At 64.9% G+C, this 26915-nt stretch carries 23 protein-coding genes, 1 tRNA gene and 1 riboswitch; of the genes, 9 read left to right on the plus strand and 15 right to left on the minus strand.

Translation table 11 applies throughout. From position 1 onward, the window contains the following. Nucleotides 1-14: 14 nt before the first annotated feature. Nucleotides 15-1223, minus strand: a complete 1209-nt coding sequence (locus tag DCM80_RS20425; RefSeq protein ID WP_257193358.1) for an MFS transporter — start codon at nucleotides 1221-1223, stop codon at nucleotides 15-17. A 100-nt stretch (nucleotides 1224-1323) separates the two neighbouring features. Then, nucleotides 1324-1400, minus strand: a riboswitch (Fluoride riboswitch). Between the two features lie 398 nt (nucleotides 1401-1798). Between DCM80_RS20425 and DCM80_RS20430 the strand changes: the two genes are divergently transcribed. The 3 genes from DCM80_RS20430 (at nucleotide 1799) to DCM80_RS20440 (ending at nucleotide 4384) form a co-directional block, all read left to right on the plus strand. Further along, a complete protein-coding gene (locus tag DCM80_RS20430) occupies nucleotides 1799-2662 on the plus strand; it encodes a DUF1194 domain-containing protein (protein ID WP_257177131.1) in 864 nt (287 codons plus the stop codon). A gap of 166 nt (nucleotides 2663-2828) precedes the next feature. After that, nucleotides 2829-3464 (plus strand): hypothetical protein, encoded by a 636-nt coding sequence (locus tag DCM80_RS20435; RefSeq protein ID WP_257193359.1) that lies wholly within the window; start codon nucleotides 2829-2831, stop codon nucleotides 3462-3464. 302 nt (nucleotides 3465-3766) lie between these two features. Then, nucleotides 3767-4384, plus strand: a complete 618-nt coding sequence (locus tag DCM80_RS20440; RefSeq protein ID WP_257193360.1) for a hypothetical protein — start codon at nucleotides 3767-3769, stop codon at nucleotides 4382-4384. Nucleotides 4385-4481: 97 nt separating this feature from the next. Here DCM80_RS20440 and DCM80_RS20445 read toward each other — a convergent pair whose 3' ends face one another. The 9 genes from DCM80_RS20445 to DCM80_RS20485 all read right to left on the minus strand — a co-directional run bounded on the left by DCM80_RS20445 (nucleotide 4482) and on the right by DCM80_RS20485 (nucleotide 16288). Further along, nucleotides 4482-5558 carry a Tat pathway signal protein gene (locus tag DCM80_RS20445; RefSeq protein ID WP_373569418.1) on the minus strand — a complete coding sequence of 359 codons (1077 nt, stop codon included), beginning with the start codon at nucleotides 5556-5558 and terminating at the stop codon, nucleotides 4482-4484. Nucleotides 5559-5661: 103 nt separating this feature from the next. Continuing rightward, on the minus strand, nucleotides 5662-6909 hold the full coding sequence (locus DCM80_RS20450; RefSeq protein WP_257193362.1) for a class I SAM-dependent RNA methyltransferase: 1248 nt from the start codon (nucleotides 6907-6909) through the stop codon (nucleotides 5662-5664). After that, nucleotides 6902-7636, minus strand: coding sequence for a TlyA family RNA methyltransferase (locus DCM80_RS20455; protein ID WP_257193363.1), 735 nt, complete (start codon nucleotides 7634-7636; stop codon nucleotides 6902-6904). Before DCM80_RS20455 ends, DCM80_RS20450 begins: the two co-directional genes overlap by 8 nt. A gap of 26 nt (nucleotides 7637-7662) precedes the next feature. After that, on the minus strand, nucleotides 7663-8217 hold the full coding sequence (locus tag DCM80_RS20460; protein ID WP_257193364.1) for a nucleoside 2-deoxyribosyltransferase: 555 nt from the start codon (nucleotides 8215-8217) through the stop codon (nucleotides 7663-7665). A 461-nt stretch (nucleotides 8218-8678) separates the two neighbouring features. Then, the gene (gene dxs, locus DCM80_RS20465) at nucleotides 8679-10607 is read right to left on the minus strand and encodes a 1-deoxy-D-xylulose-5-phosphate synthase (protein ID WP_257193365.1); all 1929 of its coding nucleotides are present in this window, start codon (nucleotides 10605-10607) and stop codon (nucleotides 8679-8681) included. A 584-nt stretch (nucleotides 10608-11191) separates the two neighbouring features. Continuing rightward, nucleotides 11192-11443, minus strand: a complete 252-nt coding sequence (locus DCM80_RS20470; RefSeq protein WP_257193366.1) for an exodeoxyribonuclease VII small subunit — start codon at nucleotides 11441-11443, stop codon at nucleotides 11192-11194. A 74-nt stretch (nucleotides 11444-11517) separates the two neighbouring features. After that, nucleotides 11518-12447: a histone deacetylase family protein gene (locus DCM80_RS20475; protein WP_257193367.1), complete on the minus strand. Its 930-nt coding sequence runs from the start codon at nucleotides 12445-12447 to the stop codon at nucleotides 11518-11520. A gap of 133 nt (nucleotides 12448-12580) precedes the next feature. Beyond that, a complete protein-coding gene (locus DCM80_RS20480; RefSeq protein WP_257193368.1) occupies nucleotides 12581-14236 on the minus strand; it encodes a bifunctional UDP-sugar hydrolase/5'-nucleotidase in 1656 nt (551 codons plus the stop codon). 273 nt (nucleotides 14237-14509) lie between these two features. Further along, a complete protein-coding gene (locus DCM80_RS20485) occupies nucleotides 14510-16288 on the minus strand; it encodes an acyl-CoA dehydrogenase (RefSeq protein ID WP_257193369.1) in 1779 nt (592 codons plus the stop codon). 246 nt (nucleotides 16289-16534) lie between these two features. Here DCM80_RS20485 and DCM80_RS20490 point away from each other — a divergent pair. The 6 genes from DCM80_RS20490 (at nucleotide 16535) to fabI (ending at nucleotide 23429) form a co-directional block, all read left to right on the plus strand. After that, nucleotides 16535-16609: transfer RNA gene (locus DCM80_RS20490), tRNA-Gln, on the plus strand. A 442-nt stretch (nucleotides 16610-17051) separates the two neighbouring features. Next, nucleotides 17052-18035, plus strand: a complete 984-nt coding sequence (locus DCM80_RS20495; RefSeq protein WP_257193370.1) for a DUF2254 domain-containing protein — start codon at nucleotides 17052-17054, stop codon at nucleotides 18033-18035. A gap of 177 nt (nucleotides 18036-18212) precedes the next feature. After that, nucleotides 18213-20432: a DUF3141 domain-containing protein gene (locus DCM80_RS20500; protein ID WP_257193371.1), complete on the plus strand. Its 2220-nt coding sequence runs from the start codon at nucleotides 18213-18215 to the stop codon at nucleotides 20430-20432. 29 nt (nucleotides 20433-20461) lie between these two features. Continuing rightward, entirely contained in the window at nucleotides 20462-21424 is a 963-nt protein-coding gene (locus DCM80_RS20505) for a phosphate acetyltransferase (protein WP_257193372.1), read from the plus strand. 5 nt (nucleotides 21425-21429) lie between these two features. Next, nucleotides 21430-22644, plus strand: coding sequence for an acetate/propionate family kinase (locus DCM80_RS20510; protein ID WP_257193373.1), 1215 nt, complete (start codon nucleotides 21430-21432; stop codon nucleotides 22642-22644). Further along, nucleotides 22641-23429: an enoyl-ACP reductase FabI gene (fabI, locus tag DCM80_RS20515; RefSeq protein WP_257193374.1), complete on the plus strand. Its 789-nt coding sequence runs from the start codon at nucleotides 22641-22643 to the stop codon at nucleotides 23427-23429. The genes DCM80_RS20510 and fabI overlap by 4 nt, the downstream gene beginning before the upstream one ends. Nucleotides 23430-23457: 28 nt before the next feature. Here the strand turns inward: fabI and DCM80_RS20520 are convergent, their stop codons facing one another. The 5 genes from DCM80_RS20520 to DCM80_RS20540 all read right to left on the minus strand — a co-directional run bounded on the left by DCM80_RS20520 (nucleotide 23458) and on the right by DCM80_RS20540 (nucleotide 26843). Continuing rightward, nucleotides 23458-23916: a MaoC family dehydratase gene (locus DCM80_RS20520; RefSeq protein WP_257193375.1), complete on the minus strand. Its 459-nt coding sequence runs from the start codon at nucleotides 23914-23916 to the stop codon at nucleotides 23458-23460. Nucleotides 23917-23930: 14 nt separating this feature from the next. Next, nucleotides 23931-24581: a 3-oxoacid CoA-transferase subunit B gene (locus tag DCM80_RS20525; protein WP_257193376.1), complete on the minus strand. Its 651-nt coding sequence runs from the start codon at nucleotides 24579-24581 to the stop codon at nucleotides 23931-23933. Between the two features lie 4 nt (nucleotides 24582-24585). Beyond that, complete coding sequence (locus DCM80_RS20530) at nucleotides 24586-25239, minus strand: CoA transferase subunit A (protein WP_257193377.1); 654 nt, start codon at nucleotides 25237-25239, stop codon at nucleotides 24586-24588. 66 nt (nucleotides 25240-25305) lie between these two features. Beyond that, the gene (locus DCM80_RS20535; RefSeq protein WP_257193379.1) at nucleotides 25306-25920 is read right to left on the minus strand and encodes a hypothetical protein; all 615 of its coding nucleotides are present in this window, start codon (nucleotides 25918-25920) and stop codon (nucleotides 25306-25308) included. Further along, complete coding sequence (locus tag DCM80_RS20540) at nucleotides 25917-26843, minus strand: alpha/beta fold hydrolase (RefSeq protein ID WP_257193380.1); 927 nt, start codon at nucleotides 26841-26843, stop codon at nucleotides 25917-25919. The genes DCM80_RS20535 and DCM80_RS20540 overlap by 4 nt, the downstream gene beginning before the upstream one ends. Nucleotides 26844-26915: the final 72 nt, after the last annotated feature.

The raw sequence follows: 26915 nt of genomic DNA on the forward strand, positions 1-26915 counted from the left end.
GTTTGTGACCTGCATCATTTGTGCCTTGCCGCCAGACCGTTGCCGACCGCAAGCAGTCCGGCAAGCGAGACCAGCGCGAAGCCGAGCCCCGCAAGGAACGTTCCGGCCGGGCCATAGGCGTCCCACAGCGCGCCCGCGATCACGCTGGCGGCCAGCAGGGCAAGGCCGGTGAAGAGGTTGAAATAGCCGAATGCGGTGCCGCGCAGGCTTGGCGGCGCGGCGTCGGCGACGAGGGCCGAGAGCAGTCCCTGCGTCAACCCCATGTGCAGTCCCCACAGCACGACGCCGAGCGCGAGACCCGCAAGGCTCGGCAGCAACGCCAGCGCAAGGTCAGCGCCGGCGAGGAGGATCAGACCGAGCGCGAGCAGGCCGGTCCGGTTGATCCGGTCCGAGAGCACCCCGGCCGGATAGGCTGACAGCGCATAGGCGACGTTCATCAGCACCAGCACCGCCGGCACCCACATCACGTCCAGGCCAATGTTCTGCGCGCGCAGGATCAGGAATGCCTCACTGAAGCGCGCGAGCGTGAAGACAATCCCGACCGCGACGACGCGCCAGTACACCGCACCAAGCTGCCGCATGGCGGCGAGATTCAGCGGATTCTTCACAGGCTCCCGGCTCGGATCCGGGTCCGGCTCATTCACGCCGAAGGTAATCAGTCCAAACGACAGAAAGGCCGGCAGCACCGCCACCCAGAACACGATCGTGAAATTGTCCGCCGTCCACCACATCAGCGCGATAGCAATCAGCGGCCCGAGGAAGGCCCCGGTGGTGTCGAGCGATTGCCGCAGCCCGAAGCTCGCGCCGCGCAAACCGATCGGCGCGATGTCGGCAATGAGCGCATCGCGGGGCGCTCCGCGAATGCCCTTGCCGACCCGGTCGATGAAGCGTGCCGCCACCAGCCATCCGACGCTGGGCGCGAGCGGAAACAGCGGCTTGGTGAAGGCGGCAAGTCCGTATCCGAGCGCCGCCAGCAGCTTGCGGCGACCGAGCCAATCCGACAGCGCGCCGGAGAAGATCTTCGTGATCGAGGCGGTCGCCTCCGCAATGCCCTCGATGAAGCCGACGGTCAGCGTGGAGGTGCCGAGCACGGTGACGAGATAGACCGGCAGCAGCGCGTGGATCATCTCGGAGGAGATGTCCATCAGCATCGAGACGAAGCCGAGCACCCAGATTCCTCTCGGCAGCCCGCTACGTGCAGCATTCGGTGTCGCCGTCGTCACGTCTCCGCCTTCTCCTGGCCTTGCATCAGACAACAAAAAACCCGCCACCGGCGGGTCTGTCCATGCTCCCGCCGAAGGCAGAGGCTCAAAAATTGCCCCTCCTCAAGCAGGAGTCATCAGCCCACACGGTAATCGACCGCCGGGCGGTTATCGGGGGACTCCATCCCCATCTGTGTGGCCAACCTAGCACGGAAATCGCTTCGGACAAGTGGGCGGAGCGTGCTGCTACCAGCATCCCATCAGTCCCGGGGGCAATCGCATAGGGGAGCGATTTCGCTTGTGGCCATCCTTCGAGACGCCCGCCGTTGGCGGGCCCTCAGGATGAGGACCGAGTGTGTCGCGCCAGTTTCGACGGGCACCGATGCCGCTTAGCCTCATCCTGAGGGACCGCGAAGCGGTCTTCTCGAAGGACGAGGCGTGCGCTGGGACCGCGCCTGTTCCCCGCTTGTCATCGCTGTGGCCAAACGACGGCAACACGCAGCAGCGATGCACTCGAAAGTGAAGCGCAAGCGATCTTCGCGCTTTGCGGCAAGGCGATTGCATGTCACCATCACGTCATACGACGGGAGACTGCGATGCGGTTGCTGTTCTCGATCGGGGCTGTGCTGGTGGCCGGCATGTTTGCGGGAGGGGACGTCGCGGGCGTCGCGGCACCAGGACCAAAATTCGAACCGTCCAAGAAACAGCTGCAGCGGCCCGCGGCCGACAGAGACGCGCAGACGGTCGACGTCGAGCTGGTCCTCGCGGTCGACGTGTCCTACTCCATGGACATGGACGAGCTCGCGATCCAGCGCGAGGGCTATGCGCAGGCGATCCAGTCGAAGGAGTTCCTCCAGGCGCTGAAGCTCGGCCCGAACGGCCGCATCGCGGTGACCTATTTCGAGTGGGCCGCCTCCAGCGACCAGAAGATCATCATCCCCTGGCGGCTGGTCGACGGTCCCGAGACGGCGGATGCGGTCGCCGCCGAGATCATGAAGACGCCGATCCGGCGTGCTTCGCGCACCTCGATCTCGGGCGCGATCAACTTTGCCATGCCGCTGTTCGACGAAGACCCCTATCGGGGCCTGCGCCGCGTCATCGACATTTCCGGCGACGGTCCCAACAACAACGGCGGTCCTGTCACGGTGGCACGCGATGCCGCGCTCGAGAAGGGCATCGTCATCAACGGCCTGCCGATCATGATCAAGGAGCCGTCCTATTCGACCATGGATATCGACAATCTCGATTTCTACTACGAGGACTGCGTCATCGGCGGCCCCGGCTCCTTCGTCATCACGATCAAGGACCGCGACAAGTTCAAGGAGGCGATCCGCACCAAGCTGCTGATGGAGGTCGCCGGCCGCACGCCGGAGCGTCCCGTGATGCGGGTTGCCGACAGGGAGCCGCGCGTCAATTGCCTGATCGGCGAGAAGATCTGGTCGGACCGCTGGGGCCGCTGAAGTCCCCGGCCGAGAGCCTTTTCCCGCTTGGCCGATGCGCGAGCTTAACGCCTCGTTAACCGGAGCGTGGCCCTAATCACATGGTTTCCGTTCGTGTCCAGGCGGCATCCTGACATTGCCGCAGCGAACGAAAGCGGGTTTGTGAGGCCCGTCTCCGAGCAATCCAATGGCTATCGTCACGTCGAGCACCAGCCAGATTTCGCCCGCCAACGAGCGGCTGTATCGCCAGAGCGCTCTGCTCGGTGATTGGAAGGGCAATTGGGTGGGCAACAACCAGCCCGTCGGCTTCAAGGTCGTCAACATCCGCGGCGCCCGGGCGCAGGTCGAGTACACCCACAACGGACGCACCGAGCGCGGCTTCGGCGAGGTTCAGGGCACGCTCATCACCTTCGGCGGCGTCACGGTTGGCACCAAGGACGGCAAGAACATGGTGATGCTGTTCTCGTTCGGGGGAGTTGGCAAGCAGACCGCCAATCTCGAGAAGCAGGCCCCCCCGGCCTCCGACAGCCGCCTCATGGGAAGCTGGGGCGGCTATTCCAGCGAGAACGGCAAGAGCGCGAGCTTCAAGGTGCTGTCCGTCAATGGCAAGGAGGCCGAGGTGAGCGTCACCACCGACGGCGTCACCCGCAAGGGCACCGGCTACGTCTACAAGAACGTCATCATGTTCGGGCAGACGCAGATCGCCACCGACGACGGGCAGAATGGCAGGGTCACCTACCAGGTCGGCACGAAATCCTTCATGGTGCCGGTGACGAAATATCCACCGGCCGATTCATCGTCCTCCGTGGACAAGACCGCCTAGCTTCACGACCCCGGTCCATCGGGCTGCGTCAGCGCCTTCAATGGCCCCGTCGAGCTGGCGCAAGATCGCGCAGCCCTGTGCGAGCAGCCTCGCAGCGATCAACCGCCAGACTTCATCGGACAGCTCCACAAGATCTTGAATCGTCTGCGGCAGATGGGCGGCGCCCTGCCGCGCGCGAGCAGGGGAACGTCCGGCATCAGGTTCGGTCATGGGGGGCCCGGCCGTCACGTCGGCGCGGCCGCTGCGCTGGCATTGGTGATGTCAGGAGAGTATGATCTGCAAAAGCCTTGCCGGTAGCTTCAATGTCCAGATTTGTCTCTTCATCCGTGATTGCAGCCCTGCTCGCTGTGCTTTGCCTGACCGCATCGCCGGTTCACGCCCAAGTCGCGCCGCTGAGATATTGGATCCCCGGCGGGCCTTTCGGCCTTGGCGGCGGCGCCGACCAGAGTTCCGATGTTTACGGCAGTTCCACCAGCTTCAATGCCGGCGATCCGGATTGGCGCAGCAGCGCGACGACTGGCTTTTTCGTCGGCAGTCAGCGCGGCAATCTGAATTGGAGCGGCCTCGGTCAGAGCGGTCTCGGTCAGTCCGGTCTTGCCGGCAATTTCAGCGCGCTCTCATATGACAGCACACAGTTCGGCTACAACACCAAGACCTTGGGCGGCATGCCCGTGACGTTCTTTGCCGGTTTCGACACGCTGAAATATGGCAATGGCATCGGCAGCTCGGTTGCGCCGCTGACATCTGCCGCAGCACCCGGCACCGGCGCATTTGCTGGCGTCGAATTCAAGCCGACCTCCAATCTCAGCCTGTCGTTCGGCGCCGGTTTCATCCAGCAGGACTCGGGCCGCATGGACAGCGATATCAGATCGAACATGCTGCCGGGCGAGTCGCCGGCGCTGAGCGGTTTGCGTCGTTAGGGCATGATGCGGAAAAGTGCGCAGCGGTTTTCCGAAAAGATCATGCTTAAACAACAAGCTAAAGCGCGATGGCGATTCATGCTCATCGCATCGCGCTTTAGGGCTGCATCACCTGCTCCGGCGGACGCCGCAGCGATTTCGGCAGGTCCGGGCCGGTTCCGAAACGCATCACGATATCGCAGCGCCGTTCGCCGAGCCCGAGCGAGGCTGCAAATTGCTGCCTCAGCGCCGCGACCTCGACCGGCTGGTTGACGAAGGAATATTTGAGCCCCAGCGCGGTCGCCTGCAAACCGAAGCGCTGGCAGGCGCGGCCGACCGCGATCCAGTGCGGTTTGTCGCTGCGCTCGGCCGCGAGCACCACGACGCCCGCAGAGCTGGTGAGCTGGTCGCGATATTTCTTGTTCTCCCCGCTCTCGGTGAAGAAGAGCCTCAGAAGCGGCCGCGCCAGCCACGATGGCAGGGAGGGATTCCCCGAGGCGGGTGCGAACAACCCGTCCATGGTCGCGAGCGCCTCCGCCTCGTTGAAGCGAATCCAGCTCACGAGTTCGCGCATGAAGGCCTTGTCGCGCATTTGCGCCGAGTTGCCTTCGAGCACGTAATCGGTGACCCCGGCGATCGCGGCGCGCTCGGTCATCAGTAGGGCCGTGACACCGGGTTCGCGACAGGCGCTCTCGAGCCGGCGCAAGGTCTCGGGCGCGGCGGGCCTGCCATCGAACGCCGCGCGGGTGCATTGCCTGACCGGAATCGCGGACGCCAACGTCGATGCATCCGGCGGGGCTTGCTCGAGCGCGATCACGATCCGCTCGCCGTCGATGACCGGATTGGCGCGCCAGCCCAGCGCGGACGCCGCGAGGATGAGGTTTTCTGCGGCGCAGCCGAGACTGACGAAGAGGTGATGGTCGTCGGGATCCACGGCCGCACAGCGGCGCGAAAAATCCGGTGCGATCGTGATGTCATCGCCGCGGGCGGAGAAGACCCACGGCTGGGTGTTGTGGCTGTTGGCCGCGAGGGTGGCAAAGCGCACGAGCTCGCGATCCCGCGGCACGGCCTGCAGCGCAGCCCGTGACGTCGTAACTGCCCCATCGTAGGTCATCGCCGCCCCAGCGGCAGGGACACCGCCGATCGCAGCCGCGGACATTCCCAGCGCGGCTGCGGTGAACTGTCGTCGATCAATCAAGAACGTCCGCTCCGCATCCATGTCGCGCGCCTCGTGGCGCAACACTTTTAGCGCCGAACGCGCCGCAACGATTGACCGGAATCAAGACCGGGCGCCGAGGTCAGCGCGTGAAACGCGCCACCAGCTCCACATGCGGCGTGTGGCGGAATTGATCGACCGGCACCACCGCCTCCAGCCGGTAACCGCCGTCGATCAGCAGCCGTGCGTCGCGGGCAAAGGTTGCGACGTTGCAGGACACGGCGACCACGACGGGCACCTTGCTTGCGGCGAGCTTCAGGGCCTGCGCCTGCGCGCCCTGGCGCGGCGGGTCGAACACCACGGCCTCGAAGTCGCGCAGCTCCTGCGGCACCAGCGGACGGCGGAACAGATCGCGCGGCTCGCACCTGATCGGCTTCAATCCCGGTGTGCGCGCGGCTTTCGCCAGTGCCGCGACCGCGCCGGCATCGTTGTCGCAAGCGGTGACGCGGGCCTTCTCGGCGAGCCGTAGCGCGAACGGGCCGACGCCGCAGAAGAGGTCGAGAACGTCCTTGGCCTTGCCGATGCGCTCAGTGACAAGCGCGGCGAGCATCTCTTCGCCCGCCGCCGTCGCCTGCAGAAACGAGCCCGGCGGCAGCGTCACCTCGGCGCGGCCCATCTTCACCGTCGGCGGCAGGCGCTGCAGCACCAGCTCGCCGTGCCGCGTCAGCCTCGCCAGGCGGTACTGCTCGGCGACGCGCGACAGCGCCGTGACCAGCGGAGTCGGCAGCGGCCCGGATCCGCGCACGTCGACATCGAGGCCGTTGGCGGTGGCAGTGACCTGGATGTCGAGCGGCTTGGTCACCGGCATCTTCGACGTCAGCGGTTCGGCGAGCGCCCAGGCGGCATCGAGCGCGCCGTCGAGCGCGGGGTCGAGGACCGGGCAGCGATCGATCGGGATGACGTCGTGCGAGCTCGTCGCCGAGAAACCGACCTTGAGAACATCATGCGTGCCGAAGCGGCCGTGCAGCGTGATGCGCCGGCGGCCGGCGCCATGGGCGTCGACCAGCGGCGCCACATCGCATTCGATGCCGGCCTGCGCCAGCGTCTCCACCACGATGCCGCGCTTCCAGGCCTGATAGGGCTCTGCCGCCCAATGCTGGATCGCGCAGCCGCCGCAGACGCCGAAATGCGGGCAGAACGGTTCGATGCGCTCGGGGCTTGCGACATCGACCGCGAGCAGCTTGCGACGATCAGGATGGTGGCCCACGACGTGATCGACCTCGACGGTCTCGCCGCCGAGCGTATAGGGCACGTAGATGGCATCGCCCGTGGTGAGGCAGACGCCGTCGCCGCGATGGCCGACATGATCGATGGTCAGACGCTCAACCACGGCGCGCGCCCAGGAAGAATTCGGCATTGCCGTCGCCGCCCGCGATCGAGGAGGGAAATACCTCGATGTCGGTGCAGCCGAGCGAGGCCGCGAAGGCCGCGATGTCGTTGCAGATCGCCTGGTGCACGGCGGCGTCGCGGACGATGCCCTTCTTGTTGTGCTTCCTGTCAGCCTCGAATTGCGGCTTGATCAGCGCCAGCAGGCTCATCGGCGCGGCGGCGAGGGACAGCGCCACCGGCAGCACCGTCTTGAGCGAGATGAAGCTGACGTCGATGACGACGACGTCGGGCCGTGCCGGCAGGCGCTTGCCCTCGTAGCTGCGGATGTCGGTCTCCTCCATCGACACGATCTTAGGATGGTCGCGTAGCGAGGGATGCAGCTGGCTGGTGCCGACGTCGACGGCGAACACCAGGCTGGCGCCGTTCGCCAGCAGCACCTCGGTGAAGCCGCCGGTGGACGCCCCGACGTCGAGGCAGACATGGTCCTCGATCTCGATGGGATAACGTTCCAGTGCGCCGGCGAGCTTCACGCCGCCGCGGGAGACGTAGGGGTGCGCGGCCTCGGCATGGATCACCGCGTCCTCGGCGATCGTCTCCGACGGCTTGGCGATCTGCTTGTCGTCGGCCCTGACGAGGCCGGCCTCGATCGCCGCGCGCGCCCGCGCCCGGCTCTCGAACAGGCCGCGCTCGACCAGCAGCACATCCGCGCGCTTGCGGGCAGGGGACATCGGATCTCCGGAGGCGACTGAAAGGCTTATGTAGCGATCAATCGCGCGGCCGCCATCCGGACGCAAGCCTCGAACGCGGCCAGATCGTGCCAGACGTCGATGGGGGCCGCGGCCGGCGTCACCAGCGGGCAGCCATGCAGCTCCAGCGCATGGATCATCATGAGATTGTCGACGAGGCCGAAATCCTCGACGGTCAGGCCCTGCGCGTCGATCAGCCGCCCGTCCTCGGACGTGACGTCCATGAAGCGGCTGAGGCGGTCGGCATAGGCGGCGCCGTCATTGGAATAAGCGAGGCAGAACTTGCCTCGGCCGGCCATGTAGCCGAGCTCGTAGACGGTGCCGGGATCGGCGCCGGCGCCGCGGAACGGGGTGAGGTTGGCGATGATGGCATCGGCCGCGTCCATCATCGCCTCGTTGCCGCAGAAGATCTGCCTGGAGGCATCGGGCGCCACAAGGTCGATCGCGTTGTCGAGGGGATAGAGGCCGGTCAGGCCGTGCGCGGCGCAGACATCGACCTTGCGACGGCCGATCTCGATGGCATCCGGCAGGAACACGTCGGGACCTGCCAGATAGATTCTCATGGAAGTAACCCTGCCAAACGGCGAGCGCGGTGCAATACCTCTCCCATGGGGAGAGGTCGGCGCGTAGCGCCGGGTGAGGGGTTAAGCTCTCACGTGGGACCCGAACCCCTCACCCGGATTGCACTGGACGATGCTTCGCATCGCCAAGAGCAATCCGACCTCTCCCTATGGGCTACTGGATTCACACATCACTCTGGTTATCCCGTGGGGGGAGCATGAGGTGGGCGCCGCGTTTCATGGCTTGGAACTCGAGCCAACCCTGAAGCATGACGACCGGACCCGGCTTGCCGTAATAGCCCCCCTTTTTCCAGGCGACGGTCGCCAAACCGTCCCAGTCCGAGCTCCATGCCATCCTCCTGTCCAGGATGGACACGGAATCAGACATCCTTTCGGTCTTCAACAACGATGTGTGAATGCCGTAGCCCTATGGGAGAGGTGGGGTTCAGCGTCTGCCGCGACGATCAGGCCAGCTTGACCGTCTCGGCCTTGACGTCCTTGCCGAGCGCTTCGAACACCTTGGCGACGATGCCCTTGGCGTCGAGGCCGGCGCGGGCGTACATCGCGGCGGGCGTGTCGTGATCCTGGAACACGTCGGGCAGCACCATCGAGCGGAACTTGACCATGCCGCTGTCGAGCACGCCCTGGTCGGTCAGGAATTGCGCGACATGCGAGCCGAAGCCGCCGACCGAGCCTTCCTCGATCGTGATCAGGATCTCGTGGTCGCGGGCGAGCTTGAGCACCAGCTCGGTGTCGAGCGGCTTCATGAAGCGCGCGTCCGCGATCGTGGTGGACAGGCCGTGAGCGGCGAGCTCGTCGGCGGCCTTCTCGCATTCGGCGAGGCGCGTGCCGAAGGAGAGCAGGGCGATCTTGCTGCCCTGGCGGATCATGCGACCCTTGCCGATCTCGAGCGGAATGCCGACCTCGGGCATCTCGATGCCGCGGCCTTCGCCGCGCGGATAGCGCAGCGAGCTCGGACGGTCGTTGATCGCCACCTGGGTCGCCACCATGTGGACGAGCTCGGCCTCATCGGCCGCCGCCATGATCACCATGTTGGGCAGGCAGCCGAGATAGGCGTTGTCGAACGAGCCGGCATGCGTCGCGCCGTCGGCGCCGACCAGACCGGCGCGGTCGATGGCGAAGCGGACTGGCAGGCTCTGGATCGCGACGTCGTGCACGATCTGGTCGTAGCCGCGCTGCAGGAAGGTCGAGTAGATCGCGCAGAACGGCTTGTAGCCTTCGGTGGCGAGACCCGCGGCGAACGTCACCGCGTGCTGCTCGGCGATACCGACGTCGAAGGTGCGGTCGGGGAAGGCCTTGTTGAAGATGTCGACGCCGGTGCCCGACGGCATCGCCGCGGTGATGGCGACGATCTTGTCATCCTTCTGGGCTTCCTTGACGAGGCTCTGGCCGAACACGTTCTGATAGGCCGGCGCGTTCGGCTTGGCTTTCGCCTGGGTGCCGGTGGCGACGTCGAACTTGACGACGGCGTGGTACTTGTCGGCGGACGCTTCCGCCGGGCCGTAGCCCTTGCCCTTCTGCGTCACGACGTGGACCAGGATCGGGCCCGTCTCCATGTCGCGGACGTTCTTCAGCACGGGCAGCAGGTGGTCGAGATTGTGGCCGTCGATCGGGCCGACATAGTAGAAGCCGAGCTCCTCGAACAGCGTGCCGCCGTCCATCATGAAGCCGCGGGAATATTCCTCGACGCGGTTGGCGCGGTTGGCGATGATCTTGGGCAGGCGCTTGTTGATCTGCTTGGCCGCATCGCGCAGCGTGCGATAGGTCTTGCCGGAGTAGAGGCGCGACAGATAGGCGCTCATGGCGCCGACCGGCGGCGCAATCGACATGTCGTTGTCGTTGAGAATGACGATCAGGCGCGAGTTCATCGCACCCGCATTGTTCATGGCCTCGTAGGCCATGCCGGCCGACATCGCCCCGTCACCGATCACGGCTATGACGTTGTTCTTGCCGCCGGAGAGGTCGCGCGCCACCGCCATGCCGAGGCCGGCGGAGATCGAGGTCGAGGAATGCGCCGCGCCGAACGGATCGTAATCGCTCTCGCTGCGCTTGGTGAAGCCGGACAGGCCGCCGCCCGTGCGCAGGGTGCGGATGCGGTCGCGCCGGCCGGTGAGGATCTTGTGCGGATAGGCCTGGTGGCCGACGTCCCAGATCAGCCGGTCGCGCGGCGTGTCGAAGACGTAATGGATCGCGGTGGTGAGCTCGACCACGCCGAGGCCCGCGCCGAAGTGACCGCCGGTCACCGAGACGGCATCGATGGTCTCCTGCCGCAGCTCGTCGGCGACCTGGCGAACCTGCTCGACGTTGAGCTTGCGCAGGTCTTCCGGCGTCCGGATGGTGTCGAGAAGCGGCGTTTTACTGTATGCGTTCACGGCGATTTCCAATTTGTCAGCGCCGGAAGGTCGTTCCGGTGCGCGATGGGTTTGCACAATATCGGCGCAGCGCGAGTCCTAACCGTCGGAGCCACCTGCATGGGGCAAAGCCCCGTCTTCAAGCTTAGGTAAGCTTAAGTGCGCTCCGGTTCAGTCTCTGTGATCCCTGTCACTTAGATCGGCTTCGTCCGTCCCAAGCCAATTTCATTAGCAGTTTGAAGCTCTTGTCGTCGGTAATCGGTGCCCACGCAAGGCTTGCAAAAAGCCACACTCCGCGCAGCTTTACACCAAAGCTGAGGCCAAAGCCAACCCGCCGGACCGATTAGGGGTATGCAGGTGCAACCGGCGGGCCAGAGTGGTTAACCGTGGCGCGCAAGGCCGGGTTCCAGATTTGCCCGGTCCCTTGTCAGGCTTTTCGCGCTGTTGTGCGCCCTCTCGCCCAGGGAACCGTTCGGAGCCGGACCATCCAGGCCGATCGTCATGGAACCGGGCCCGTCGCGGGCACGCTGCGTGCGATCATGCGGACATGGCAGCCCAGCGAAGACATTTCACCAAGTGCGGTCGGAAATGGACAGGGCCTCGGCCTATTGAACGTCGAGCGGCGCCGTGCCGGAGGCTTGGCCGGTGGCATCGGTGGTGATTTTGTCGACCCGCGCCTCGGCCTGGCGCAGCAGCTCTTCGCAGCGGCGCTTCAGCGCTTCGCCACGCTCGTAGATCGTCACGGATTCCTCGAGCGGCACCTTGCCATCCTCGAGCCGCTTCACGATCGTCTCGAGTTCCTCGATCGCGCGCTCGAAGGTGAGCCTGGAGACGTCGACTTGGGTGTTTTCGGCCATATCCGTTTCCGATTGCCCGATTCGCTTGGCCCGCAGTGAAGGCGGGTTTTGCGGGCTTAATGTGGCGAGTGCTTTCAGGCGCCCATCAGGGCGCCGACATGCGCCGTAACAGATTCTTTCAATCCTTGCAGGTCATAGCCGCCCTCGAGCACCGAGACAACACGCCCTCCGGCGGTCTTGTCGGCGAGATCCATCAGCTTGCGCGTCACCCAGGCATAATCCTCCGCGCGCAGGTTCAGCGAGGCCAGCGGATCGCGGTAATGCGCGTCGAAGCCGGCGGAGATGACGAGCAGCTCGGGGCTGAATTTTTCGAGCTGCGGCAGGATCAAGTTCTCGAACGCGGCGCGGAATTCCGGACCGCCGTCCTCGGAGGCGAGCGGCGCGTTGACGATGGTGTCGTGGTCGCCGCGCTCGCCCTTGGCACCGGTGCCCGGAAACAGCGGCATCTGGTGCGTCGAGCAGTACATTACCGTGGGGTCCGACCAGAAGATGTCCTGCGTGCCGTTGCCGTGATGCACGTCGAAATCGACGATGGCGGCGCGCTTGATGCCGTACTTGCGCTGCGCATGGCGCGCGGCGATCGCAACGTTGTCGAAGAAGCAGAAGCCCATCGGCTTGCCGATCTCGGCGTGATGCCCGGGCGGACGCACCGCGACGAAGGCGTTGCGATGCTCGCCCGCCATCACCGCTTCGGTCGCCGCAACCGCACCGCCGACGCCGCGCATCACCGCTTCCCACGTGCCCGGCGACATCGACGTGTCGCCGTCGATATAGACCTGGCCGCTGGCCGGCGCGATGTGACGCAGCTCGGTGACGTAGTGCTCGTTGTGGCAGAGCGTGACGAGATCGAGATCGCCTTCCGGAGCCTGATCGCGCGCCAGGAACTGGAAACGCTCATGCGACAGCGCCTCCTCCACCGCACGCAGGCGATCCGGCCTCTCAGGGTGTCCCGGCGGGGTGACATGGTCGAGGCAGGCCTTGTGGGAAAGGAGAAGCGTGCTCATCAGGTCGGCCTCACAAGAAACGGGCTTTCGTCGTCGCTTGGCGCATCCGGCGCCAAAACGCAATGCAAAACCCAATCTAGGCGCTTGGGCGGCAATGGCAAAGGGGCGTCCGGACCCGGCCGTTTGATCCGGATCAATTCACCCGCAGGATGCGGGTCGGCGGCAGCGGACCGATCGGCCCGTGCGTCCGGAAGAACGCAAACAGCGCGTCGGCGTCGTAACCGCCATATTGTGGCGACGTGCCCTGTTGGGCGACGGTAAAACCGTCGCCCCCGACCGCAAGGTAATCATTGAGCGTGACCCGGTAGCCGCTGCCGGGCTCGATCGGCCGGCCGCCCAGCGTCATCCTCTCGGGGATCACGCGCTCGCCGAATGGCTTCGACGCATCCCAGGCATAGCTGAATCCGTTCGACACCTGGAGGATCCGCGGCCGCTTCGGATCGAGCCATTGCTGCTCCAGCATGTCCTTGAGCTGGCTGCCGGTCAGCGTGATCGTGACGAGGCGATTGCGGAACGGCTGGCTGGCGAAGACATCGCCGAAGGAAATCGCGCCGTTCTCCTTCGGCACGATGTCGGTGCGGATACCGCCGGGATTGGTCAGCGCAATGACAGCGCTGCCATCCTTGGCATCGCGGGTTGCGAGCAATTGCGCGTCGGCGATGATGTCGCCGAGGGCGCTTTCGCCGGCCTCGTTCGGCACGCGCGACAATGTCTGGGTCACCGAGCCGGCGGGCCGGTTGGCGATCGGCGCGGAGAGCTTGTCGTAGGCGTCGATCAATGCGGTCTGCTCGGGATCCCTGGCCAGCGAAGCATTGGCGACGATGACGTTCTCGGATTTCGCGCCGACGATGTCGCGTGTCGCGGGATCGAGCTTGAGGTCGATCGCCGTGACCAGCGTGCCGTACTTGTCGCCGCTGGTGACGAGCCGCCCGTCGATATCGCAGACATAGGCGCGGTGCGTGTGACCGCTGACGACGACGTCGACGGCGCGGTCGAACTTCTTCACGATGTCAACGATCGGCCCGGTGATGGCGGGACATTCGTTGTAGTCGCCTGAGGGATCGCCGCCCTGGTGGATCAAAACCACGATGGCCTCGACGCCGCGCGCCTTCAACTGCGGCACCAGCGCGTTCACCGTCTCGGCCTCGTCGCGGAATTCGAGCCCCTTGATGCCCGCTGGCGAGACGATGCCCGCGGTCTCCTTCAAGGTCAGCCCGATGAAGGCGATTGGAATACCGTCGAATTCCCTGATCTCGTAGGGCGGCAGCACGCTGTTGCCGGTCGCGGTCTCGATGGTGGATGCCGCCAGATAGCGGAATTTGGCGCCCGTGAAGGGATGCGGCCCCTGGCAGCCGTCGACCGGATGGCAGCCGCCGTTCTGCATCCTGAGCAGCTCGGTCGTGCCCTCGTCGAATTCGTGATTGCCGACGGAGGTGATCGCCAGCCCCATCATCGACAGCGATTCGATCGAAGGCTCGTCGTGAAACATCGCCGACAGGAACGGGCTCGCGCCGATCAGATCGCCGGCGGCGACGAAGATCGTGTTCTTGTGCCCTTCGCGCAGTTGCTTGACCAGCGTCGCCAAATATTCGGCGCCGCCGGCCGCCACCATCACCTTCTTGCTCTTGTCCTCGGGATCTCCGATGCGGATGCCGCCCGGCGGCGGCCGCAAATTGCCGTGGAAATCGTTGATCGCGAGGATGCGCAGCTCGACGGGGGCTGCGGTCTGGGCGGAGGCGGGGAAGGCGCAGGCGAGGGCGAGTGCGGCGAAGATGGATTTGTATCGCATCGAGCCAGATTAATCGTTCAGCGCGAAGATTTCACGAACGTTTCTCGCCGTCATTCCCGAGGCTCGCGACTCCCTTGAGAAGAGAGGCGACGGCCGCGGCGTCGCAACTTTGAGCCGGGTTTGCCCCTCGTGCCCCGGACGCAGCGCAGCGCTACTTCAGCGGTGCGCTGCAGAGCCGGGGCCCATGTCGCCGCGATCTCTTCCCTGCCATGTGTCCCGAACCCTGCACGACAACGCTACGCATTGCAGTGCGTCCGGGACACATCAAGCAACCTATCCCAGCAGCACCGCATCCGCCGCAGCGACCGATTCCGCGCTCTCCGTGACCGTGCGCTCGAGCGCGCCGGCCTGCACGGTGATGTTCTCGGCGAAGAAGCGCGCAAGGGAGACGTAGCGCGCGGCGTCGGTGTTGCCGTCGGCCTTGGCGGCGAGCGCCTCGGACGCGAGCAGGCAGCCGCCGAGCGTGGCCCCGAACTGCTGCAAGTAGGGCGTCGCGCCGGCGAGCGCATCGTTCGGTGCCGACGTGACGCGCTCCAGCAGCCACTTGCTGGTGCGCGTCAGCGCCTCCAGCGCCTCGCGCAATTTGGCTCCTGTGGTGCCGAAAGCGGGATCGTTGGAGGCCTCGACCTTCTTGACGGTTGCCGCGAGCTCGTCGAGCAGCGCCCATACCGAGGCACCGCCATTGGCAGCTAACTTGCGCGTGACGAGATCGATCGCCTGGATGCCGTTGGTGCCCTCGTAGATCGCGGTGATGCGGGCGTCGCGGTAGTGCTGTGCCGCGCCGGTCTCCTCGATGAAGCCCATGCCGCCATGGATCTGCACGCCGAGATAGGCGACCTCGTTGCCGATGTCGGTGGAATAGGCCTTGGCCATCGGCGTCAGCAGCGCCGCGCGCGCGGCGGCTTCAGCGCGCACCTTCGGGTCCTTGGCGCGTGTCGAGACGTCGATCGCGACCGCGGTCGCATAGCAGATGGTGCGCGCGGCGGCCGTCTGCGCCCGCATCCGCATCAGCATGCGCTTGACGTCGGGATGAACGAAGATCGCGTCCGAGCCGTCGGTCTTGCTGCCGACCGCGCGGCCCTGCTTGCGCTCCTGGGCATATGACAGCGCCTGCTGGTAGGCGCGGTCGGCAACGCCGACGCCCTCGAGGCCGACGCCGAGGCGGGCCTGGTTCATCATCGTGAACATGCAGCGCATGCCCTGGTTCTCTTCGCCGATCAGGAAGCCGATGGCGCCGCCGTGATCGCCCATGGTCATGGTGCAAGTGGGGGAGGCATGCATGCCGAGCTTGTGCTCGACGCCGCTGGCGAAGATGTCGTTGCGTGCGCCGAGCGAACCGTCCGCATTGACCATGAACTTGGGCACCAGGAACAGCGAGATGCCCTTGGTGCCGGCGGGCGCATCGGGCAGGCGGGCCAGCACGAAATGTACGATGTTGTCGGTCATGTCGTGTTCGCCATAGGTGATGAAGATCTTCGTCCCCTTGATCCGATAGGTGCCGTCGGCCTGCTTCTCGGCGCGGGTGCGCAGTGCGCCCACGTCGGAGCCGGCCTGCGGCTCGGTCAGCTGCATCGTGCCGGTCCATTCGCCCGAGACGAGCTTCTCCAGATAGATCTTCTTCAGCTCGTCGCTGCCATGCGCGTCCAGCGCCTCGATCGCCGAGGCCGTCAGCAGCGGGCAGAGGCCGAAGGCGACGTTGGCCGCGCTCCAGATCTCGGTGCAGGCGGCATTGATCGCGATCGGCAGGCCCTGGCCGCCGAAATCTTCGGGGCCGGACACCGCGTTCCAACCGCCTTCGGTCCAGCGCTTGTAGGCGTCCGGCCAGCCCGGCGCGGTCGTGACCTTGCCGTCGTCGAGCTTGATGCCGTGCTCATCGCCCACCTTGTTGAGCGGCGCCAGCACGTCGGTTGCGAACTTGCCGGCCTCCTCCAGCACCGCCGCGGCGATGTCCGCGTCGAAATCGCCGTAATGACCGGCCTCCACGGCAGCCTTGAGGCCGGCGCCATGGTTGAGCGACAGCAGCATGTCATTGATCGGCGCGCGGTAGGTCATGGCTCACTCCCGTGGACAAATATTGGCGCCGTATTCTCACGAAACGGGGGCGGTCTCAATGCCCGCAAGGCCGGCCGGGTGCCCGCCGGATCCTCCAGGTTCTCCATAATGGAGTGAGGCATGGCGGATCGGTGTGGTATTTTGACCCTCCAGGCGGTTGAAATGCCGGGCCTCTCCCTATAGACCGGCTGCGACCGACGGGAATCTGCGGGGGGCTGGCTCTCCCGTCGTTCCTCGGTCGCCTGATGGGGCGTAGCCAAGCGGTAAGGCAGCGGATTTTGATTCCGCCATTCGGAGGTTCGATCCCTCCCGCCCCAGCCAGATCGCCCGCATGTTTTCTGAGCGTCCGAACGACCACCCCGTGCTGCTGCTTTGGGGTGGCCCCTAACGTGGCGCTACTTTGGCTCGCACAGGCCGCGCGCCGTGCCGCACACCTTCGGCCGCCAGGATTGGGCATGAGCGGGCTGTCCCGATGACCGAGCCGCGTGGCTTGATGTCCGAACGCGATCGTTTTCACGATGTCCGCCGCCACCGATCTATAGGCCGAGCATCAGCGATCGACCGATGCTGATCTTGTCGCGGTCATAGCGGCGATACGAGCTCCCGTCCAAAGACGTGAACGTGGCGCCCGCCCAAGAGGTCAGCATTGATCCCAGCGGGCGGTACGCACCCTTGATCAAGATCAACGAACCGCGCGGGAGCGCGAGGATGCTGTCACGTGCCGAGCGGACCGGACGGCATTCGGGCGGTGAAAGGAAGTGGCATGCAGCTTTGGCTGATACCCACGCTCGACGCGATCGGGAGCGTCGCGGCCGGCTTTCTGGTGCCGCGCCTGGAAGCGACGTTCTTGGCGGTCAGCCTCAATCTGTCGACGTCCTCCGCCCAGGCTTACCTGTCGGCGGTTGCCTCGGGCATGATGGCGCTGACCGGCATCGTGTTTTCGATCGCTTTCGTGCTCGTTCAGTTCAATGCCGTGGTCTATTCGCCCCGTCTCGTGGTCTGGTTTGCGCGGGATCGGCTGCTGTTCCACTCGCTCGGTATGTTCGTCGCGACCTTTATGTACAGCCTTTCCACGCTGGCCTGGGTCGATCGCCAGGGGGCTGAAGGCGTGCCATTTCTCTCGGCCGCGATCGTCGCAGCCATGCTGGTGGCGAGCGTGTTGATGCTGGCGCAGCTTGTACAGCGCTTGAACAATCTCCAGATCATACGGGTGCTGCAGGCGCTGGGCGATATCGGCCGGCAGGTCATCGTCGGCACGTACCAGGCGGTCCCGTGGCGCACGTCCGGCAAGACCGTGCGAGCGCAACCTTTCCAAGGTCCGCCGGAGCTGACGGTCAGGCATATCGGCAATCCGCAATCGGTGACGTCGATCGACATCGCCGGGCTGGTTGGCCATGCCCGCCGCATGGACGGCCTGATCATGCTGGAGTGCGGTGTCGGGGATACCTTGCTCGAAGGCAGCGTGATCCTGCATGCGCACGGAGCGAATGCCCTCGTTGGAGAGAAGCAGCTGGGTGCATGCGTTCATCTCGACGAGCAGCGCACTTTCGAGCAGGACCCGAAATATGCGATGCGGCTTCTCGTCGATGTCGCGATCAAGGCGCTGTCCCCCGCCATCAACGACCCGACGACGGCCGTGCAGGCCATCGACCAGATCGAGGATATGCTGCGGCGGCTGGCCAAATGTGATCTGCTGGTGAGCATCAACATCTGGCTCGCAAAAGATGGGGGCGAAGTGCGCCCGTGAGGACGCTGCGCCAGCCTCACATGAGAGGAGCTGATGGTCCTTACCGTCGGCTTCGAGCCCGACGTCACCACGGCAGGTCCGCTGACGCTGTCTCTATCGGGCCGACCGTTGACCTAAGTCAACGTATCCCGGCGCCCTCGCGCTCTCAATGGATGCGCGGACGAGAGAGGTCGGAACATGTCGATGGAAGCTCCAAATCTACCGGGCGGCCCCCTGTCCGGGCTTGTCGCCTCGGCGGTCGAATATCTGGTCGACGCAGGGCAGCGCAGCGTGCTGTTCCTGGACATCATGCGCCGACGAGGCGACCAGTATCGCGAGCACGTCGCGCAGACCGCTCCGCATGTCCTGCAATATGCCGCCGAACTGATCATCGATGGCCGCAAGCTCGATGAGCCGGTCAACTACGCATTGGTGCGCATCATTCCGCCCAAGGGCGTCGAGATCAATCCCGAGCGACGGCCGTTCATCGTGGTCGATCCACGCGCCGGGCACGGCCCGGGCATCGGTGGCTTCAAGGCCGACAGCGAGATCGGCGTCGCGATGAAAGCGGGTCATCCCTGCTATTTCGTCGGCTTCCTGCCGGAGCCGATGCCGGGACAGACCATCGAGCGCATCGCTCGCGCTGAGGCGCTGTTCATCGAAAAGGTGATCAGCCTGCATCCCAAGGCCGATGGCAAACCCTGCGTGATCGGCAATTGCCAGGCTGGCTGGGCTGTCATGATCCTGGCGTCGTTGCGGCCAGAGCTGTTCGGGCCGATCATCATCGCCGGCGCGCCGCTGGCCTATTGGGCCGGAGTGCACGGCAAGTATCCGATGCGTTACTCGGGCGGACTGCTTGGGGGAAGCTGGCTGACCGCGCTTGCCAGCGACCTCGGTGCCGGCAAGTTCGACGGCGCCTGGCTGGTGCAGAATTTCGAGAACCAGAATCCGTCCAACACATTGTGGACCAAGCAGTACAACGTCTATTCGAAGGTCGACACCGAAGCCGACCGTTATCTCGAATTCGAGCGCTGGTGGGGCGGCCACGTCAATCTCAACGCCGAGGAAATCCAGTTCATCGTCGATGAATTGTTCATCGGCAACAACCTGGCCGCGGGCAGGATCGAGATGTCCGACGGCAAGAAGGTGGACCTGCGAAACATTCGATCGCCCATTCTGGTGTTCTGCTCCGAGGGCGATAACGTCACGCCCCCGCAGCAAGCGCTGGACTGGATTCTGGATTGCTACGCGGATGTCGACGAGATCAGGGCTTACGGGCAGACCATCGTCTATACCGTCCACCAGAGCGTCGGACATCTCGGTATTTTCGTCTCCGGCGGCGTCGCCAAGAAAGAGCATGCGGAATTCTCCGAGAATATCGATCTGATCGATGTGCTGCCGCCGGGGCTCTATGAGGCGACTTTCGAGGCCAAGGACGAGGAGACGACGAGCTCGGATCTTGTCGTCGGCAAGTGGGTCATGCGCTGCGAGGCGCGGACGCTCGACGACATCCGGGCGATGGGCGGCAATTCGCCCGAGGACGAACGGCGTTTCGCCGCCGCCAAGCGTGTCTCCGAGATCAATCTCGCCGCTTACCGGAAGTTCGTCCAGCCCTGGATCAAGAACGTCGTGAGCCCGCAAGTGGCGGAAACGATGCGCAACCTGCATCCATTGCGGCTGCAGTACGAGGCCTTCAGCAGCCAGAACCCGCTGATGGCGACCGTCAAATCTGCGGCAGAAGAGATCGAGGACAAGCGCAAGCCGGTGTCGAAGGATAATCCGTTTCTGGCGTTCCAGGAGCAGATGTCCAAACAGATCGTCCATGCGCTCGATAGCTGGCGCGACGCGACCGAGGCTCTGAGCGAGACGGTCTTTCTCAATCTCTACGGATCGCCGGCCGTGCAGGCAGCGCTGGGGATCGATCCAAAGTCAGAGTCGTCGCGCCGGCGGGAAATGTCAGCCGAGCACCGGGCGATGCTGGAGGCGCGGATTGCCGAACTGAGGTCCAGGATCGGCGAGGGTGGGCCTCGTGAAGCAGCCATCCGGAGCCTGCTCTACATCGGTTCGGCCCGGGGAATGGTCGACGAGCGCAGCATCGAGGCGCTCCGCCGGGTCCGGCGCGACTACGGCGGGCCGCGTCTGTCGCTTGCCGAGTTCAAGATGCTGGTTCGAGAGCAGTTCTTCATGCTGCTCCTGGATCAGGAGGGAGCCCTCGCAGCCATCTCAAGAATGCTGCCTGATGATGTCAATCAGCGCCGGAGTCTGTTCGAGTCCATGCAGGACGTGCTCTCAGCCAGCGGCGAGCTTGTCGGTGAGCCCGCAAGGCGCTTCCAGCGAATTGCGGCGCTTCTTGGCCTCAACACGGAAGAAGGGAGCACGAACAACGTTGCCCCTTTCGACCAGGCGAGAGCGTCGTAGCGGCCGTTCAGAGGATCGGGAGCAAAGTCATGGCAGCGGAAACCGGGCCATCGCAATCGTCCAGCAAGTACGATCGGCTGATCGCGGCAGCCAGGGCCGTTCCTGCGGTCCCAACCATCGTGGTGCATCCCTGCGACGAGACTTCGCTGCGTGGGGCCATCGACAGCGCACAGGCCGGCATCATCCGGCCCATCCTGGTCGGCCCTGAAGGCAAGGTCAGGGATACCGCCAGAAAGTTCGATCTCGACATCTCGGGCTTCGAGGTCGTCGATGCCGCGCATAGCGAGGACGCCGCCAGCAAAGGGGTCGAGCTGGTCCACGCTGCAAAGGGCGAGATGCTGATGAAGGGCAGCCTGCACACGGACGAGCTGATGCGGGCCGTCACGGCAAAGGCCGGAGGTCTGCGCACCGATCGCCGCATCAGCCATGTGTTCGTCATGGACGTGCCGGCCTATGCCGAGACCTTGTTCGTCACGGACGCTGCCATCAACATCTTTCCCGACCTCGATGCAAAGCGTGACATCATCCAGAACGCAATCGATCTCTATGTGGAGGCCGGCTTCGGCAAGGCACCGCGCGTGGCCATCCTGTCGGCGGTCGAGACCGTCACCTCCAAGATTCCATCGACCATCGAGGCGGCCGCGCTGTGCAAGATGGCAGATCGCGGCCAGATCACCGGTGGCGTGCTCGACGGGCCGCTGGCGTTCGACAATGCGATCGACCCGGAGGCGGCCCGCATCAAAGGCATCAAGTCAGAGGTCGCAGGCCGGGCGCAGATTCTCGTCGTTCCCGATCTCGAGGCCGGCAACATGTTGGCAAAGAACCTCGCCTACTTCGCCGAGGCCGATGGCGCCGGCATCGTGCTCGGCGCCCGGGTGCCGGTGGTCTTGACCTCGCGGGCCGATACGGCGCGGGCGCGAATGGCCTCTTGTGCGGTGGCATCGCTTTACGCCAACGCGCGGCGCCAGCGCGCCCCGACGATTGCGGCGTGACCACCATGGATACGATTCTCATCGTCAACGCCGGCTCTTCCAGCGTCAAGTTCCAGATTTTCTCGGTCGAGGGTGAGGGCCGGCTGCGGCGGCAGATCAAGGGCCAGATGGACGGTATCGGCAGCCGTCCGCGGCTGAAGGCAAGCGGCGCGGCGGGCGATCCCCTGGCCGACCGCGCCTACCCGATCGAAGCGGTGCCGGACGTTTCAACTGCGATGGGCATCGCCGGCGCCTGGCTCCGCGAGGAGCTTCGCATTCACCCGATTGCAGTCGGGCATCGGGTGGTTCATGGCGGCCCGGACTACGACAAGCCGGTCTTGATCGATCACGGCGTGGTGGCCCGGCTGGAGCGCTTCGCCAACCTTGCACCGCTGCACCAGCCGCACAACCTCGCCCCGATCCGCTCGATTCTGACGAACTTTCCGGCGTTGCCGCAGGTCGCCTGCTTCGACACCGCATTCCATCGCACACATGGGTCTCTGGCGGACTATTACGCGATCCCGCATCAGCTTCATGCCGAGGGCGTGCGGCGCTACGGCTTTCATGGCCTATCCTATGAGTACATCGCCCGGAACCTGCCGAACGTCGCCCCAGAGATCGCAAAGCGCCGGGTGATCGTGGCTCACCTCGGCAGCGGCGCTTCGATGTGCGCCATGAAGAATGGGCGGAGCGTCGAGAGCACCATGGGCTTCACCGCACTGGATGGTCTGCCGATGGGAACGCGGCCGGGCCAGCTCGATCCGGGCGTCGTGCTCTACCTCATGGCCGAGAAAGGCATGTCGGCTGCGGGCGTGCAGGACTTCCTCTATCGCGAATGCGGGTTGAAAGGCCTTTCCGGAGTCAGCAACGACATGCGCGAGCTGGAAAAGAGCGAGGATCCCAAAGCAAAGCTTGCCATCGACTATTTCGCCTATCGGATCGGCCTCAACGCCGGCATGCTGGCGGCCGCTCTGCAAGGTCTCGACGCCTTCGTCTTCACCGCCGGGATCGGCGAGAACTCCGCAACCCTTCGCGCCCGCGTCGTCGAGCAGCTCGGTTGGCTCGGCGTGGCGCTTGATCCGGTCCAGAACGCGCGTCATGCGCAATTGATCTCGCAGCCCGGCAGCCTCGTTCCGGTTTTCGTCGTCCCGACCGACGAAGAGCTGATGATTGCGCAGCACACGCTGTCGCTTCTGATGAGCACACCATCGAGCAACCCCAGACAAGAGAGGGTGTCATGATTCCCGTTTATCCGGATACCAAGGTCGCCTTGAAGGGCAAGAAGGGGCTCGTCGTCGGTATCGCCAACGATCAATCCATCGCCTGGGGCTGCGCCAGGGCTTTTCGGGCGCTCGGAGCCGAGCTCGCCGTGACCTATCTCAATGACCGCGCGAAGAAGCACGTCGAGCCGCTCGCGCAGGCGCTGCAAGCGCCGATCTTCGTGCCGCTCGACGTCATGGCCGAAGGGCAGACGGAGCAGGTCTTCGAACGAATCGCGAAAGAGTGGGGGCAGCTGGACTTTCTGCTGCACTCGATCGCGTTCTCGCCCAAAGAAGCGCTGCACGGCCGGGTCGTCGACGTCGGCCGCGAGGGTTTCCTCAAGACCATGGAGGTCTCCTGCTGGTCCTTCCTGCGGATGGCTCATCTGGCCGAGCCACTGATGAAGAACGGCGGCACGATGTTCACCATGACCTATTATGGCAGCCAGATGGTGGTCGAGAACTACAACATCATGGGTGTGGCGAAGGCGGCGCTGGAATCGGCGGTTCGTTACGCGGCGGCCGAGCTGGGCCCGAAGGGCATCCGTGTGCATGCGATCTCGCCGGGACCGCTGGCCACCCGCGCAGCCTCAGGCATTCCTGAATTCGACGAGCTGATGGACAAGGCGCAATCGAAGGCGCCGGCTCGCAGTTTGGTAAGCATCGACGACGTCGGCAACGCCACCGCGTTCCTGGCGCTCGACGGCGCCAAGCTGATGACGGGCGGTGTGCTGTACATCGATGGCGGCTATCACATCATTGACTAGATGATACTCCAACCGATCGCGCCAGCGCTTACCGATAGTGCAGCGCGATCAGTTCGGCGACACACGCCGGCTTCGTGCCGCCTTCGATCTCGATCACGAGATGGTAGTTCGCGCGCAAGCCGTCAGGAGGCACGTCCTCGGCTTCGGCAACGGTCACGCGTCCTCGCAGTCTGGATCCTGCCGGCACGGGTGCCAGGTAGCGGATCCGGTCCGCGCCATAGTTGAGGGTATTGCGCAAGCCCTTCAGGCCGATCACCGATCGGATGAAGAGGGGCGCGAGCGCTAGCGACAGCAGCCCGTGGGCGATGGTTTTGCCACCCGGCATCTCTTTCCTGGCGCGCTCCTGGTCGACGTGGATCCACTGCTCGTCGCAGGTCGCTTCTGCAAACTGGTTGATCCGTTCCTGGGTGACTTCAACCCAATCGCTTACCCCGATCTCGGTGCCGACGGCCGCCTTGATCTCTTTGAAATCGCTGAATACGCGCATGGTGCTTCGCCCGCTCATATCTTCATTTCGGGAACGCGGTCACCGATGAGAAGCTCGGCGTCGGTGACGGCCATGACTTCGCCGACGCTGACGCCGGGGGCGGTCTCGATCAGGGTGGCCTTGCCATCGGGAAAGCTGATCACCGCGAGATCGGTGACCACCAAGCTCACCGGCCGGCTGGAAGTCAGCGGCAGGTTGCACTGCTTGACGATCTTCGACTTGCCCTTCGCCGCATGCTGCATGGCGACGATGACCCGTTTGGCGCCGCTGACCAGATCCATCGCACCGCCCATGCCGGGCACCATCTTGCCGGGGATCATCCAATTGGCGAGGTGACCGCCTGCGTCGACCTGCAGGCCGCCGAGCACGGTGACATCGACATGGCCGCCGCGGATCAATGCAAAGGACATTGCGCTGTCGAACGTGCTCGCGCCCGGCAGCGCGCTGATCGGCTTTCCACCGGCATCCGTGAGCAGCGGGTGCTCCAGCCCCTGCTCGGGAATGGGCCCAGTGCCGATCAGCCCGTTCTCGGACTGGAAGAACACCTTCAGGTCGGGCGAGACATAATTGGCGACGAGCGTTGGAATGCCGATGCCGAGATTGACGAGGTTGCCCGGCTTGAGCTCCTGCGCAACACGGCGAGCGATGATCTCCTGTGCATCCATGACCTCACCCGTTCGCGTTGGTGATGAGATAGTCGACCAGCGGTGCCGGTGTCACGACGTGGTCGGGCGCGATGACGCCAACGGGCACGATGTGCTCCGCGGTCACGATCACGGTATCGGCCGCCATGGCCATCACCGGATTGAAATTCCGGGAGGTCAACGCATAGGAGAGATTGCCGAGGTAGTCGGCGAGGAAGGCGTGCACCAGCGCGAACTGCGCGCGCAGCGCGGTTTCGAGCAGATACGGCCTGCCGTCAACCTCGATCTGGCGCTTGCCTTCCGCGACCAGCGTGCCGACCCCGGTCGGCGTGAGCACGCCGCCCAAGCCGCTGCCGCCGGCGCGGATACGCTCGGCGAAAGTACCCTGTGGAATCAGATCGACTGCGACCTGGTTCGTCAGCATTTGCTGCTGCGCCTTCGGATTGAGACCGATGTGGGTGGCGGTCAACCGCGACACCAGCGTTGCGTCAAACAGCTTGCCGACTCCTTTGCCCGGCGTGGCCGCGTCGTTGCTGATGATCGTGAGATCGTTCTTCTTCTGTCGGACCAATTCGTCGAGCAAACGTTCCGGCGTCCCGACGCCCATGAAGCCGCCGACCATGACGCTCGCGCCGGCCGGGATCATCGCGACGGCTTCTTCGACGGATACGGCCCTCATGGTGAAACTCCGATCGGTTCGTCCGCCGAATGTTGGCGGGCGGTGCGCGCAATCCCTTGATTTGGGTCAAGGCTTCGCGTCATTCTGGTTGCGCGAAGTCATGCCGATGCTCTCGAGCATCTCGCGCCATAGCTTGCGCACCTCGGCGTGGCGCCGCTCGAGCGCGTCGCTTACGGCGTCGCGAAACGGCACGAGGCGTTCGCCTTTCAGGAACATGATTTGCGCCTGCAGCAGCCGGCCGCTTTCGAACTCGACGCGCCGGAGTGCCATCGCGAAGGGATCGTTCGGATTCGCCTCCACCGGAAGCAGCGCCGCCGGCCTGATGCCGGCGTGAACGGCGTGGGCGAGGGTCGCAAGATCCACGGCAAGCGCCAGGGTTGGATCTGGAATGCCCGCCGCCGGTGCGGGAAACCAGGCGGTCTCCCAGGCGGCAGCCAGATAGAAGAGGGCGAGGTCCTGCGTCCAATTCGTTGCACGCAGCAGCAGAGAAACGATCTCCGACTCGTTATAGAACTGCGCGTTCAGTTCGGTTTGCCAGGCTGATTCCAGCCTCGGCGGCAAGGCGAGAGCGAAGCGACGCCCCAGCGCACCATGGGCTGAAATCAGGAAGCTCGCGACGCGGGTCTGCTGCCGGGCAGGCACGCGACCGTCGGAATCGAGCGGTCCGAAGCAGGCGCTCATGCGACCGCTCCCTTGACCGGAATCGCGCGCAGATGATCGTAGCCGGCGGGAAACGGCGTGAGCTCGCCGCCGGCCTCGTCCGGGGCGATCCAGACCGACTTGTTGCCCTGCCAGCGTCCGGTCATCACGTCATCCGCGAAGCGGGCGAGCAGATCGGCGGTCAGTGCCGGCTTCTCCAGCGTGAAGGCATGATAGGCCCGGGGGATGATGACGAGGCTGCTGTCGGGAATTTGAACGCGCAGCGTCTCGTGCAGCGCGCGTGGCGTGAGGAAGTCGAACTCGCCGTTCAGGATCATTGTGGGCATGCCGATCGACGGCAGTTGCGGCGTCAGCGGCTGGAAGTCGAGAAAGGATTCCATCAGGTTTTGCAAGGCGTAAACATCGTTCGCGAGCCAGCCCTGCCGCTTCACGCTGTCGAGCTTGTCCAGCACCGGCGCCAGCCAATGGTCGGAGACATTCATCGGCAGCAGTAAATCCTGCAGGTAGCTGGTGCCGCCGAGGATCAGGCCGGTGCGCAGCGCATTGCCGAGCAGGAAGAGTTGCGGGGGCAGCTCGGCAAAGCAGCTCATCGGGACCAGCCCGGACAACCGGTCGCCATGTGCGATGGCATAGCGCAGCGCGATCAGACCGCCGAAGCTGATCCCGCTCAGGAACACGGGCCCGCTGCCGAGCTCCTGGATCAAGAGGTGCAAGGCCGTGACCTGATCGTCCTGACTGATGAAGAGCGTTGGCTTGTCGGACTCGCCCTGGCCGAGCAGATCGAACGTTGCGACGCGGAAACCGCGAGCGATGAGCGCATCGCGATAGGCGGTCCACAGCTCGGCATACTGCGTCAGGCCGTTGACCAGCACATAGGCCGGCGCGTCGGCAGGGCCGTCAAGCTCGTAGCGGATCCGATACGAGCCGTGGCTGAGCAAAGGCATTGCGGCGATCCCGCGGGTAATTTGATGCCGAAGCATCCTCGGCCAGAACTTCCGCAATCCATTGAGTTAAGT

The sequence above is a fragment of the Bradyrhizobium sp. WBOS08 genome (assembly GCF_024585125.1).
In the GTDB taxonomy this organism is placed as follows: Bacteria; Pseudomonadota; Alphaproteobacteria; order Rhizobiales; family Xanthobacteraceae; genus Bradyrhizobium; species Bradyrhizobium japonicum_B.

Bases quoted from the DNA above. Each gene is read 5' to 3' on its own strand.
- DCM80_RS20430 (WP_257177131.1), top strand. From the start codon at position 1,799: ATGCGGTTGCTGTTCTCGATCGGGGCTGTGCTGGTGGCCGGCATGTTT.
- DCM80_RS20435 (WP_257193359.1), top strand. From the start codon at position 2,829: ATGGCTATCGTCACGTCGAGCACCAGCCAGATTTCGCCCGCCAACGAG.
- DCM80_RS20440 (WP_257193360.1), top strand. From the start codon at position 3,767: ATGTCCAGATTTGTCTCTTCATCCGTGATTGCAGCCCTGCTCGCTGTG.
- DCM80_RS20455 (WP_257193363.1), bottom strand. From the start codon at position 7,636: ATGTCCCCTGCCCGCAAGCGCGCGGATGTGCTGCTGGTCGAGCGCGGC.
- DCM80_RS20460 (WP_257193364.1), bottom strand. From the start codon at position 8,217: ATGAGAATCTATCTGGCAGGTCCCGACGTGTTCCTGCCGGATGCCATC.
- DCM80_RS20470 (WP_257193366.1), bottom strand. From the start codon at position 11,443: ATGGCCGAAAACACCCAAGTCGACGTCTCCAGGCTCACCTTCGAGCGC.
- DCM80_RS20475 (WP_257193367.1), bottom strand. From the start codon at position 12,447: ATGAGCACGCTTCTCCTTTCCCACAAGGCCTGCCTCGACCATGTCACC.
- DCM80_RS20480 (WP_257193368.1), bottom strand. From the start codon at position 14,236: ATGCGATACAAATCCATCTTCGCCGCACTCGCCCTCGCCTGCGCCTTC.
- DCM80_RS20485 (WP_257193369.1), bottom strand. From the start codon at position 16,288: ATGACCTACCGCGCGCCGATCAATGACATGCTGCTGTCGCTCAACCAT.
- DCM80_RS20495 (WP_257193370.1), top strand. From the start codon at position 17,052: ATGCAGCTTTGGCTGATACCCACGCTCGACGCGATCGGGAGCGTCGCG.
- DCM80_RS20500 (WP_257193371.1), top strand. From the start codon at position 18,213: ATGTCGATGGAAGCTCCAAATCTACCGGGCGGCCCCCTGTCCGGGCTT.
- DCM80_RS20505 (WP_257193372.1), top strand. From the start codon at position 20,462: ATGGCAGCGGAAACCGGGCCATCGCAATCGTCCAGCAAGTACGATCGG.
- DCM80_RS20510 (WP_257193373.1), top strand. From the start codon at position 21,430: ATGGATACGATTCTCATCGTCAACGCCGGCTCTTCCAGCGTCAAGTTC.
- fabI (WP_257193374.1), top strand. From the start codon at position 22,641: ATGATTCCCGTTTATCCGGATACCAAGGTCGCCTTGAAGGGCAAGAAG.
- DCM80_RS20520 (WP_257193375.1), bottom strand. From the start codon at position 23,916: ATGCGCGTATTCAGCGATTTCAAAGAGATCAAGGCGGCCGTCGGCACC.
- DCM80_RS20525 (WP_257193376.1), bottom strand. From the start codon at position 24,581: ATGGATGCACAGGAGATCATCGCTCGCCGTGTTGCGCAGGAGCTCAAG.
- DCM80_RS20530 (WP_257193377.1), bottom strand. From the start codon at position 25,239: ATGAGGGCCGTATCCGTCGAAGAAGCCGTCGCGATGATCCCGGCCGGC.
- DCM80_RS20535 (WP_257193379.1), bottom strand. From the start codon at position 25,920: ATGAGCGCCTGCTTCGGACCGCTCGATTCCGACGGTCGCGTGCCTGCC.
- DCM80_RS20540 (WP_257193380.1), bottom strand. From the start codon at position 26,843: ATGCCTTTGCTCAGCCACGGCTCGTATCGGATCCGCTACGAGCTTGAC.